The organism is Cryptosporangium minutisporangium (assembly GCF_039536245.1).
Classification (GTDB): Bacteria; Actinomycetota; Actinomycetes; order Mycobacteriales; family Cryptosporangiaceae; genus Cryptosporangium; species Cryptosporangium minutisporangium.
This window is the reverse complement of record NZ_BAAAYN010000048.1, coordinates 150,021-161,732: the sequence shown is the minus strand read 5'-3', so window position 1 is coordinate 161,732 and position 11,712 is coordinate 150,021. Positions and strand designations below refer to the sequence as shown.

The 11,712-nt window shown below is 69.7% G+C and carries 9 protein-coding genes; 5 read left to right on the top strand and 4 right to left on the bottom strand.

The window, feature by feature from the left end; genetic code table 11:
* Positions 1-297: 297 nt before the first annotated feature.
* Both sucD and sucC read right to left on the bottom strand, forming a co-directional pair.
* Positions 298-1,194 carry a succinate--CoA ligase subunit alpha gene (gene sucD, locus ABEB28_RS34690; protein WP_345732487.1) on the bottom strand — a complete coding sequence of 299 codons (897 nt, stop codon included), beginning with the start codon at positions 1,192-1,194 and terminating at the stop codon, positions 298-300.
* A 10-nt stretch (positions 1,195-1,204) separates the two neighbouring features.
* Positions 1,205-2,377 carry an ADP-forming succinate--CoA ligase subunit beta gene (gene sucC / locus ABEB28_RS34685; RefSeq protein WP_345732486.1) on the bottom strand — a complete coding sequence of 391 codons (1,173 nt, stop codon included), beginning with the start codon at positions 2,375-2,377 and terminating at the stop codon, positions 1,205-1,207.
* Positions 2,378-2,454: 77 nt separating this feature from the next.
* On the opposite strand from sucC, the gene ABEB28_RS34680 reads away from it, so the two are divergent.
* Positions 2,455-2,604 carry a hypothetical protein gene (locus ABEB28_RS34680; RefSeq protein ID WP_345732485.1) on the top strand — a complete coding sequence of 50 codons (150 nt, stop codon included), beginning with the start codon at positions 2,455-2,457 and terminating at the stop codon, positions 2,602-2,604.
* Positions 2,605-3,585: 981 nt separating this feature from the next.
* Entirely contained in the window at positions 3,586-4,227 is a 642-nt protein-coding gene (locus ABEB28_RS34675; protein WP_345732484.1) for a M23 family metallopeptidase, read from the top strand.
* A 565-nt stretch (positions 4,228-4,792) separates the two neighbouring features.
* On the opposite strand, the gene pcrA is transcribed toward ABEB28_RS34675, so the two are convergent.
* Positions 4,793-7,189, bottom strand: a complete 2,397-nt coding sequence (pcrA, locus tag ABEB28_RS34670) for a DNA helicase PcrA (RefSeq protein ID WP_345732483.1) — start codon at positions 7,187-7,189, stop codon at positions 4,793-4,795.
* Between the two features lie 83 nt (positions 7,190-7,272).
* Here pcrA and ABEB28_RS34665 point away from each other — a divergent pair, with 83 nt between their 5' ends.
* The 3 genes from ABEB28_RS34665 (at position 7,273) to ABEB28_RS34655 (ending at position 10,854) form a co-directional block, all read left to right on the top strand.
* On the top strand, positions 7,273-7,749 hold the full coding sequence (locus tag ABEB28_RS34665; RefSeq protein WP_345732482.1) for a chorismate mutase: 477 nt from the start codon (positions 7,273-7,275) through the stop codon (positions 7,747-7,749).
* Between the two features lie 180 nt (positions 7,750-7,929).
* Positions 7,930-8,667, top strand: a complete 738-nt coding sequence (locus tag ABEB28_RS34660) for a PIG-L deacetylase family protein (RefSeq protein ID WP_345732481.1) — start codon at positions 7,930-7,932, stop codon at positions 8,665-8,667.
* A 165-nt stretch (positions 8,668-8,832) separates the two neighbouring features.
* Positions 8,833-10,854 carry a PhoX family protein gene (locus ABEB28_RS34655; protein ID WP_345732503.1) on the top strand — a complete coding sequence of 674 codons (2,022 nt, stop codon included), beginning with the start codon at positions 8,833-8,835 and terminating at the stop codon, positions 10,852-10,854.
* 103 nt (positions 10,855-10,957) lie between these two features.
* On the opposite strand, the gene ABEB28_RS34650 is transcribed toward ABEB28_RS34655, so the two are convergent.
* The gene (locus ABEB28_RS34650) at positions 10,958-11,668 is read right to left on the bottom strand and encodes a sensor domain-containing protein (RefSeq protein WP_345732480.1); all 711 of its coding nucleotides are present in this window, start codon (positions 11,666-11,668) and stop codon (positions 10,958-10,960) included.
* Positions 11,669-11,712: the final 44 nt, after the last annotated feature.

The window sequence follows — 11,712 nt, the reverse complement described above, 5'->3', positions numbered from 1 at the left end:
CCCGCGCCCGCGCCCGCGCCCGCCATGACTTTTCGGGAAGGCCACGCCTCTCGTCAGCGCGCGAGACGTGCTCTTCCCGAAAGCCCGCCCGCGCCGCCCGCGTCAGGCGCGGTCTTCCCGAAACTCACCTGTGGAGCGCGGTGAGGGGCGCTCTTCCCGTAGACCCGTCCCGCCTGCGGGCGGCGGCGCGCGGTGGAGCGTCCGCATAGGTGGTGAGGGGCGGCAGGGCACGGGGCCGCACGAACGACGCCGGCCGGGCCCCGCGGAAGCGGGACCCGGCCGGTTGGTACGAAAACGTCAGGCGGTGACGATCTCGCGCATGAGACGCGCGGTCTCGGACGGCGTCTTGCCGACCTTGACGCCGACGGCCTCCAGGGCCTCCTTCTTCGCCTGCGCGGTACCGGCCGAGCCGGAGATGATCGCGCCGGCGTGGCCCATCGTCTTGCCCTCGGGGGCGGTGAAGCCCGCGACGTACGCGACGACCGGCTTCGTGACGTGCTCGGAGATATAGGTCGCGGCCCGCTCCTCCGCGTCGCCACCGATCTCGCCGATCATCACGATCGCCGTGGTGTCGGGGTCGGCCTCGAACGCCTCGAGGCAGTCGATGTGGGTGGTCCCGATGACCGGGTCACCGCCGATGCCGACCGCGGTCGAGAAACCGATGTCCCGCAGCTCGTACATCATCTGGTAGGTCAGCGTGCCGGACTTGCTGACCAGTCCGATCTTGCCGGACTTGGTGATGTCGGCCGGGATGATGCCCGCGTTGGACGCCCCGGGAGAGATCAGACCCGGGCAGTTCGGGCCGATGATCCGGGTCTGGCCGCCCTCGGCGCGCTTCTTCTGCGCGTAGTCCCAGGCCCAGGTGGTGTCGTGCACCGGGATGCCCTCGGTGATGACGACCGCGAGGCCGATGTTGGCGTCGACGGCCTCGATGATCGCGGCCTTGGCGCCGGCCGGCGGAACGAAGATGACGCTGACGTCGGCGCCGGTCTCCTTGATGGCCTCCGCGACGCTGCCGAACACCGGCACGGACACACCGTCCTCGAAGTCGACCGACGTGCCGGCTTTCTTCGGGTTGACGCCGCCCACGATCTGGGTGCCGGAGCGGAGCATGCGCTGCGTGTGCTTGCGCCCCTCGGACCCGGTCATGCCCTGGACGATGACCTTGCTCTTCTCGGTCAGGAAGATCGACATCTCGCGTCCCTTACTTCGCTGCCAGCTCGGCGGCGCGACGGGCGGCGCCATCCATCGTGTCCACCTGCTCGACCAGAGGGTGGTTCGCCTCGGTGAGGATCTGCCTACCCAGCTCGGCGTTGTTGCCGTCCAGCCGGACGACCAGCGGCTTGTTGACCTCGTCGCCACGCTCGGCGAGCAGCTTCAGGGCCGCGACGATGCCGTTGGCGACCGCGTCGCAAGCGGTGATGCCGCCGAAGACGTTGACGAAGACGCTCTTGACCGAGGGGTCGGAGAGGATGATCTCCAGGCCGTTCGCCATCACCTCGGCGGAGGCGCCGCCGCCGATGTCGAGGAAGTTGGCCGGCTTCTTGCCGCCGAACTCCTCGCCGGCGTAGGCGACGACGTCGAGCGTCGACATGACCAGGCCGGCACCGTTACCGATGATGCCGACCTCACCGTCGAGCTTGACGTAGTTGAGGCCCTTGGCCTTCGCGGCCTGCTCCAGCGGGTCGACCGCGGAGACGTCCTCGAGCTCGTCGTGGCTCGGCTGCCGGAAGTCGGCGTTGCCGTCGAACGTGACCTTGCCGTCGAGCGCGATGATCCGGCCTCCGGGGGCCTTGACCAGCGGGTTGACCTCGACGAGCGTGGCGTCCTCCTTGACGAAGACGTCCCACAGCTTGACGACGGCCGCGGCGGCCTCGTCCAGCACGTCCTCGGGGAACTTGCCGGCGACGAGGATCTCGCGGGCCTTCGCGGCGTCGACGCCGTCAACGGCGCTGACCGGGATCTTCGCCAGCGCGTCCGGGTTCTCGACCGCGACCTGCTCGATCTCGACGCCACCCTCCCGGCTGGCCATCGCGAGGAACGTGCGGTTGGCCCGGTCGAGCAGGAAGGAGAAGTAGTACTCCTCCTCGATGTCGCTCGCCTCGGCGACCAACACGCGGTGGGCGATGTGGCCCTTGATGTCCATGCCCAGGATGTCGGTCGCCCGGGCCTCGGCCTCGTCCGGCGTGGCGGCCAGCTTGACGCCACCGGCCTTGCCGCGACCACCGACCTTCACCTGCGCCTTGACTACGACCTGGCGGCCGACCTTCTCCGCGATGGCGCGAGCCTCCGCGGGAGTGTCGGCTACGGAGCCGGCCAGCACCGGAACCCCATGCTTGGCGAAGATCTCCCTCGCCTGATATTCGAACAGATCCACTGCCGCGTCCGTCCTCGCTCGTGTCGACGCGGGTCTCAAGCCGCCGCTCGGCCCGCTGTCGCTGCCTCGTCGCACGGATGTCGGAGGCGAAACCCGTCGTCGCGGTGCCGACCGCACGGGTGCTGCCGCTGCGGCCGATGCTGCCGGGCCGGGGCCCGGTTCGTCGGGGCATCCGCGGCGCGGCCGCGGGTGACCCGGCGCGCCGAGCCGGATGGACCGGCAAGTAACACGACGTCCGGAGATGACGGGTATCCGACACCCTCTTGCGGCAGGCTATCGGTGGCGACACGCCCTGTGCGTCTCCGCGTCGGTGTGTTACCTCACAAGCACGACGATAAGAACATCAGGTGTCCGGTCGGACACCCGAAAGCCGCCAGGTCACGCAGGTTTCGACGCATCGGGCGAGGTGGGTGGCGGGTCGTGTGACGTGGACCGCCGGCGAGCGGACCACCGATCCTGCCCGCCACGATCCGACCAACGGCGCAGCGCGCTAACCGGACAGACATCTTTTTGCTCTTCAGCCCCGTTCGACACACCAGCCCCCGTTACCCCAGGCGTGGCCGTGCGTTGTTCCCCACGACCGCCCACTGGCAACGGTGGGCGGTCGGGGTCGGGCGTTCGAGGGGTGCGCCCGACCCCTCCGTTCGGACCGGGTCCGAGGCGGTCGACGGTAACCCTCCGTAAGCGCGATCCGAAGCCAGGCCGGACGTCGGCCGGTACTCAGCCGTACGGGGGAACACCCGCCCCGGACCCCGTACGCGTGACCCAAGCCTTCTTTAGATAGGTTTAATGATGGATCCAGCGCCCGCGATCTGGCGGTATCGAGGGATCTGACCCGATTCACTAAAGTGCCCCAGAGAAACGGTTGATAACCAGAGGTGCTTCCACGGCTACTGAAAGCCGCGGTTTCGGAGCGAATAAAAGGGATTCCAGGGGCGGAAAGCCACGGGTTCGTATGCCATTCTTGTGTCTGCCGTCGAGGGCTGGCTACCGTAACGCCCTGTGTCGGGCTGGCTTGCTAGCAACGACGCCTCCGGACCTCGATCCGTCGGCACCACCCGGTGCCGTAGTGAACACTTCTGCGGTGTCACACGTGAACGAGGAAGGGAAGCAGGTAGGCCGTCGAAAGGCAGTTTGTGCACGAGAGCGGGAAGGTCCGACACGTCGGACGCCATCGCGCGCCCACAGCACCACGCGCCGGATATGCCATGGCGGTCACGACTGCCGTGGTCGGCGTCAGCGTCGCGGCGTTGGCGGTGGGTTCCGCACTCCCTTCGACGGATGCCGCATCCGCCTCGGCGGCCCTGGGCCAGCAGGTCGACGCCGGCAAACTCGCCGGCCAATCCAGCGACGCGGGGAACACCACCCAAGCGGAGACGCGCAGCGGTACCCCCCGCGCCTCCCGGTCACTGAAGCGCAGCGGAGTCGGCGAGCCGGAGCAGCTCCCGGTCTGGACGCGACCCGCCGCGGGCCCGCTGAGTTCCCTCTTCGCCGCCCGCTGGGGAGCGTTCCACTACGGCATCGACATCGCGGCCGGCTACGGCGCTCCGGTGAAGGCGGCTAGCGCCGGCACCGTGATCCGCTCGGGCTGGTACGGCGGCTACGGCCAGATCGTGATCATCGACCACGGCGACGGCGTCACGACCCGGTACGGGCACAACTCAGAGCTGACCGTCTCGGTCGGCGACCAGGTCGAGGCCGGCGACACGATCGCCAAGATCGGCAGCACCGGCGCCTCGACCGGGCCGCACCTCCACTTCGAGGTCCGCATCGACGACGTCCCCAGCGACCCGCTGGCATGGCTCGAGGACCACGACGTCGCCATGACCGGCGTCGACACCACCCTCTGAGGCTCCAGGGCGATAGGGCCCGATGACGTAGGCCCCCCGCACCTCCGCGTGCCGCCGTTCGGCCGCCGGAACGCTCGAGCGCACCGCCGCCACCGCCGGCCGGAACCGCGCACGCAGTACCGCACTCGGACCGGGGCGCCGATGACGTCCGGGCTTGCGAAGCACTACGAGTACGTCATTCCGCGAGCCAACACCGTTCATGTCGCACCGCCCTCGCCGCTGCCGACCGCGAACCCATCGTTCGAACATGTGTTCGATCCTATCGGGACAGCGGGTCGAACACCACCCTTTCGGCCGACCACCTCGTGGCGAATAACGGCTGTTGTGACGCGTGTTGCCGCTGCGTTCGCCGCTCGCCGAAACGTCGACTACTCAGCAAACGAGCGAGAAGGCACAAAGATGCGCAGGAGCCGCTTCACAGCGTCGTCAGCCGCGGGTATTTGTCCTTATTACGGCGCTGGAGCCCGCTGAGGGCGGCGCTGGCAGTCGAGCGCGAGGCCGCGTCGTATTAGTCGTACTCACGGCCTCGCGCTCGCCTGCCAACGTCGTTCTCAGCGGGTCGCCATCAAAGCTTCTGGAAGGGGGCGTAGCGGAGCAGGAACCACCGCGGCTTGCCGTCACCGAAGTCGACGCAGGCCTGCGCCCGGTCGCCTTCGCCGCGCATCTCCACGACGCGGCCCAGCCCGTGAGCGTCGTGGGTGACCCGATCGCCGATGTCCAGCGAGATCACCGGCCGGTTACCGCCGCCCGCCCGAGCGTTCGGCCGCGCCGAGGAGGCGTAGTGCTCGGCCAGCCGCTCCTGCGCCGACCCGGTGCCGCTCCACTTCGACAGCGTCTCCTTCGGCGCCGGCGCCTGCCGCTCCCAGCTCAGCAAGCCGGTGGGCACCTCGTCGAGGAAGCGGGACGGCGGGTTGTACTGCGGCTGCCCCCACGCGCTCCGGGTGATCGCCCGGGACAGGTAGAGCCGCTCCCGCGCCCGGGTGATGCCGACGTACGCCAGCCGGCGTTCCTCCTCGAGCTCCTTCGGGTCACCGAGGGACCGGAGGTGCGGGAACACCCCGTCCTCGAGCCCGGTCAGGAACACGACGGGGAACTCCAGGCCCTTCGCGGTGTGCAGCGTCATCAACGTGACCTGCCCCTGCTGGGCCGCCTGATCGGCGCCCTCCGCGTCGTCCGGAGCAGGTGGGACGCTGTCGGCGTCGGCCACCAGCGCGACCTGTTCGAGGAACTCGACCAGACCCGCCTCGGTCTCGGTGGCCGCCGCGCGCTCTTCGAACTCGCGTGCGACGCTCACCAGCTCCTGGAGGTTCTCGACGCGCCCCTCGTCCTGCGGGTCGGTGCTCTCCTCCAGCTCCGCCAGGTAGCCGGTACGGGTGAGCACGGCCTCCAGCACGATGCTGGGCGGCTCGGTCTCGGCCAGATCCCGCAACGACGACATCAGGCCGGTGAAATCGCCGATCGCCTTCACCGCCCGGCTCCCGATGCCGGGGGCTTCTCCGGCGCGCTCCAGCGCCGCACCGAACCCGATGCGCTCCCGGGACGACAGGGCCTCGACACAGGCCTCGGCCCGGTCACCGATGCCCCGGCGGGGTGTGTTAAGCACCCGCCGGACGCTCACCGTGTCGTCGGGGTTGGCGATCGCCCGGAGGTACGCGAGCGCGTCGCGCACCTCTTTCCGCTCGTAGAAGCGGACGCCGCCGACGACCTTGTACGGCAGGCCGATCCGGATGAACACTTCCTCGAACACCCGGGACTGGGCGTTCGTGCGGTAGAACACCGCGACGTCGCCGGGCCGGTGGGTGCCCGAGTCGGTGAGCCGGTCGACCTCTCCGGCCACCCAGGCGGCCTCGTCGTGCTCGTTGTCGGCCACGTAGGCGGTGAGCGGATGCCCGTCACCCGCCTGGGACCAGAGGTTCTTCGGCCGCCGGTCGGGGTTGCGGGCGATCACGGCGTTCGCCGCCGACAGGATCGTCTGCGTCGAGCGATAGTTCTGCTCCAGCAGGATCGTGGTGGCCTGCGGATAGTCGCGCTCGAACTCCAGGATGTTCCGGATGCTCGCGCCGCGGAACGCGTAGATCGACTGGTCGGCGTCGCCGACGACGCACAGCTCGGCCGGCGGCGGGTCGCCCGCCGCGTCGGTGCCCACAAGCTCGCGGATGAGCATGTACTGCGCGTGGTTCGTGTCCTGGTATTCGTCGACCAGGACGTGCCGGAAGCGCCGCCGGTAGTGCTCGGCCACCGCCGGAAACGCCTGCAGTAGGTTCACCGTGGTCATGATGATGTCGTCGAAATCGAGTGCCTGGGCCTCGCGCAGCCGCCGCTGGTAAAGCGTGTACGCCTCGGCCAGCATCCGCTCCGCCGTGCCGGACGCCCGGGACGCGAACGTCTCCTCGTCGACCAGCTCGTTCTTGAGGTTGCTGACCTGAGCCAGCAGGGAGCGCGCCGGGTACCGCTTCGGGTCGAGGTCGAGTTCCCGGCCGACGAGCGTCATCAACCGCCGGGAGTCGTCGGCGTCGTAGATCGAGAATTGCGACTTCAGCCCGGCGGTCTTCGCCTCGGCCCGCAGGATGCGGATGCACGCCGAGTGGAACGTCGACACCCACATCGAGCGGGCGCGCGGGCCCACCAGCTCGGTGACCCGCTCCTTCATCTCGCCCGCGGCCTTGTTCGTGAACGTGATCGCGAGGATCTCGCCAGGTTGGGCGCCGCGGTGCGCGAGGGTCCAGGCCACCCGGTGGGTCAGGACGCGCGTCTTGCCCGAGCCGGCACCGGCCACGATCAGCAAGGGCGTGCCCTCGTGGACGACCGCGGCCCGCTGCTGGTCGTTGAGCCCCTCCAGCAGCGTCGTGGGGTCGACCGCGAGGCGGACGGGCCGCCGGGAAGCGGGCACTCCGGACGCCCCGGGCGCCGGCTCGGAGCCGGGTTCCTGGCCTGCGTTGGGGATGTCGAAGAGGGTGCTCATCGCCCAGCGACATTACTCCGCGGCGCCGACAGTTCCCGTCCGCGCCAGGAGCCGGCGGTGGCGCGCGGGCACGCGTCCACATAGTGAGCGCCGTTGGCCGAACGGCGGCGCACGTGTCACACTTCTCCCGTGGTTCAACTGACGGCACGATTTTTTTACGGCTCCGGGCATCCGGCAGCCGTCATCGTCGTCTGAACCCAGACCACTTCGACGCCCCGGGGCCCACCCCGGGGCGTTTTTGTGCGCCTCGGGTAGCGCCCGGCCACCCGAACGGAGAGCACGCCATGACTGCACCCACCGACACCGCCGTCGAACAATCGACCGCCGAGATCGACGCACTCCGGGAACGCATCGACGCCGCTGATGCCGAGCTGATCCGAATTTGGCGCGAACGCGCTGAACTGAGCCGTCAGGTGGGCGTCGCACGGATGGCCGCGGGGGGCACCCGGCTGGTCCTCGCCCGCGAGCAGAAGATCGTCGACAAGTTCCGTGCCGCTCTCGGCACCGACGGCGCCCAGCTCGCCATGCTCCTCCTACGCGCCGGCCGCGGAAAACTGTGAGCGGCCCGCCCAGGGGGCGAGCCTGACAGGCGAGCGGGCCTCCTTATGACGGCCCCCAAATGTCACGACGTCGGCCCGCTCGACTGCCAGCCTCGTCCTGGGCGGGCTCCACGTCAGAACTTTGAGCGCCTGGCGGCGCTCGAAAAGCAAGTGCGGAGCCGACCTGCCTACGATTCGGTCGTGAGCTTCCCGCCCTCCCCGCGCCCCATCGACGACGTCGAGCGTGTTCTCGTCGTCACGGCCCACCCCGACGACGTCGATTTCAGCGCCGGCGGCACGGTCGCCACCTGGACCAAAGCCGGCATCGACGTGGGGTACGTGATCGCCACCAGCGGAGACGCCGGCGGCTTCGACGACACGCCCCGCGACCAGATGGCCGGTATCCGTGAGGCGGAGCAACGCGCCGCCGCCGCGGTCCTCGGCGTCACCGACGTGACGTTCCTCGGCTATCCGGACGGCGCGCTCTACGTCACCGACGACCTGCGTCGTGACATCACCCGGCAGATCCGGCGGTTCCGCCCCGACCGGGTCCTCACCACGTCACCGGTCCGCGACTGGTCGCGGGTGGCCGCCGCACACGGCGACCACGCCCGCATCGGGGAGGCGACGTTCGACGCGGTCTACCCGGACGCCCGCAACCCGTTCGCCCACCCGTCGCTGCTCCGCGACGAGGGCCTGGAGCCGTGGACGGTGCGCGAGATGTGGTTCTCCGGCACACCCACCGCCGACCACGCCGTCGACATCACCGACGTGTTCGAGCAGAAGCTCAACGCGCTGCGGGAGCACGTCAGCCAACTCCCCGGCGAGCTGGACGCGATGCGGTCGCGGATCGAGCAGTGGAACCGGGCCAACGCCGTGCGAGGCGGCCTGCCGGAGGGTTCCTACGCCGAGATCTACACGGTGATCCACACCGCGTAACCCTGTCCACCTCCTGTTCACCCGGCAGGCCCGGTCTGCTCATGGAGCTTCCTTAGGTTCGCGGTGCTTCCCTCGTATCGTTGAACCCCAGGAGCTGCTGTGACGCTCGCCCCCGAACATCGTCGGGTCCTCCCGCTGGCCGACCACAAGCCCGGCCGGTCGGCGATGACCTGCCTCTACCGTTGCGGCAACGCGTGCGCGCACCCGGCGCCGAACGAGAGCGACAACGAGTACTTCGGCGACATCGTCGCCGGCGCCGTCGCGGCCCGGCTCTCCCGCCGCGGGCTGCTGCGTCTCTCCGCGCTCGGGGCGGGTGCGGTCGTCGCGGGCGGGGCCGTCAGCGGCCTGGTCGGTGAGGTGGCGGCCGCAGCCACCCCGGCGGCTCCGCGCGCGCCCCGGGGCGCGCTCACGTTCGCCCCGGTCCCGCCGAACACCGCCGACGCCGTGACGATCCCGTCCGGATACAAGAGCAGCGTCGTCATCCGGTGGGGCGAGCCGGTCCTCCCCGGCGCTCCGGCGTTCGACGTGAAGAAGCAGACCGCTGCGGCCCAGGCCCAGCAGTTCGGCTACAACAACGACTACGTCGCGGTGCTCCCGCTCGACCGGCACGGGGAGCGTGCCCTGCTCGTGGTCAACCACGAGTACACGAACGAGGAGCTGATGTTCCCCGGCGTGAAGTCGGTCACCGACACCACCGCCGAGCACAAGAAGATCGCGATGGCCGCCCACGGCATGTCCGTGGTCGAGCTGGAGCGGGTCGGCAACACCGGTCAGTACCGCCCGGTCAAGAAGGGCAAGCGCTACAACCGCCGGCTCACCGCGGCGTCCAAGTTCCTGCTGACCGGGCCGGCCGCCGGCTCCGACCTGCTGAAGACGAAGGCCGACCCGACCGGAACGGTCGTCCTCGGCACGCTGAACAACTGCGCGGGTGGCCTCACCCCGTGGGGAACCGTGCTGAGCGGCGAGGAGAACTTCAACCAGTACTTCGTGGGCGGGAACGGCGCGCCCACCGCCGAGCAGGCCGCGCTCAAGCGCTACGGCATCGACATCACCGCGGCCGTGCCGTCCGGCAACCGCCGCTGGGACCTCGTCGACGAGCGCTTCGACCTCGCCAAGCACCCGCACGAGGCCAACCGCTTCGGCTGGGTCGTCGAGCTCGACCCGTACGACAAGAACTCGCTGCCGCGAAAGCGCACCGCGCTCGGCCGCTTCAAGCACGAGGGTGGCGGGCCGACCCTCTCCGACGACGGTCGTGCGGTCGTCTACCTGGGCGACGACGAGCGGTTCGACTACATCTACAAGTTCGTCTCGGACAAGAAGATGCGCCGCGGCGACACCAAGCACAACATGACGCTGCTGGACTCCGGAACGCTCTACGTCGCGAAGTTCTCCGGCGACAGCCCAGCCGCGGAGATCGACGGCACCGGCAAGCTGCCCACTGACAAGGCGTTCGACGGCACCGGCACCTGGATCCCGCTGGCGCGCGGCAACGAGTCGCTGGTCGAGGGCTTCACGATCGACCAGGTGCTGGTCCACACCCGGCTGGCCGCCGACAAGGTCGGTGCGACCAAGATGGACCGCCCCGAGGACATCGAGCGCAACCCGGTCGACGGCAAGATCTACTGCGCGCTGACCAACAACTCGAACCGGGGCGCCACCGGCGCGGCCCCCGCCGACGAGGCCAACCCGCGCAACAGCAACAAGCACGGGCACATCCTCGCGATCGCCGAGAAGGGCAACGACGCGGCCGCCGAGACGTTCACCTGGTCGCTGCCGATCGTCTGCGGCGACCCGAAGGACGCCTCGACCTACTTCAACGGCTACGACAAGACGAAGGTCAGCCCGATCTCCTGCCCGGACAACGTCGCGTTCGACAAGGCGGGCAACCTCTGGATCTCCACCGACGGCAACGCGCTCGGGTCGAACGACGGCCTGTTCGCGACGCCGGTGTCCGGCCCGGAAGCCGGTCACGTCAAGCAGTTCCTGACCGTGCCGAAGGGCGCCGAGACCTGCGGTCCGTTCATCACGCCGGACCAGAAGAGCGTGTTCGTCGCGGTGCAGCACCCGGGCGAGCTCGACGGCGCGACGCTCGACACCCCGAAGAGCGTCTGGCCCGACGGTCAGTACGCCCGCCCGGCGGTCGTCGTCACCTGGCGTCCGAAGGGTGACCCGCGCATCGGCGCCTGACCCTCTCCACGCCACGGCCCCGGCACCCTTTTCGGGTGTCGGGGCCGTCGTGGTTGCTGCTCCAACTGCTCTTGGGGACGCTCAACCGCGCGCCGCCTCAGGCTCAGCGGCCGGTCTGGCTCGGGCCGAGCAGGAACTCCGTGTACGCCGCGCTCATCCGGGCGAGGCCCTTCGTCACCCAACCGGCGACCCAGAGCAACACGATCCCGACGCCGATCCAGGGCAGCGACGATCCGAGGCTGTCCACCGTGAACGGGTTGTCGGCCCAGTCGCCGAAGATGTAGATCGTGTCGTTCGGCATCGCCCAGTACCAGGTCCAGAGCGTCATCGAGCCGAGCGCGGCGCCCCAGAACGAGAGTGCGACGATCGCGCTGAACAGCGTCACCGGGAACAGGAACAGGTGGTGGGCCAGGTCCCGCCAGGTCGACGGCGCCGCGAGCCACTGGCCGATCCGCCGCAGGTAGCGGCCGCTCACCAGCGGGTAGGGCACGGGCACCGCGGTCCCCAGGACGATCCCGGCCCGGCGACGCTCGATCTCGGCCATCCCCCGACTGACCGCCAAGGCTGCGAGCAGCACCGGAACGCCGACGATCAGCGCGGAGAACGTCACGCCGACGACGACCACCACGATGAACGCGGCGAGGCCGAGGACGCCGGTGAACAAGCCGAGCGCGAGGTAGCCGGCCGAGCGCCAGGTCTGGGTGTCCCAGGCGCCGAGGAGCGCGTTGGCGGCCACCGGCGGCTGGCGGGCCTCGTACGGGGCGGGCTGGGTTTCCATGGTCTCCACGTGCGGGGTGATCGTCGGCGCGCTCATCGGGCCGCCTTTCTCGAATGCGACAGGGTCTCTCTCGGTTCCAA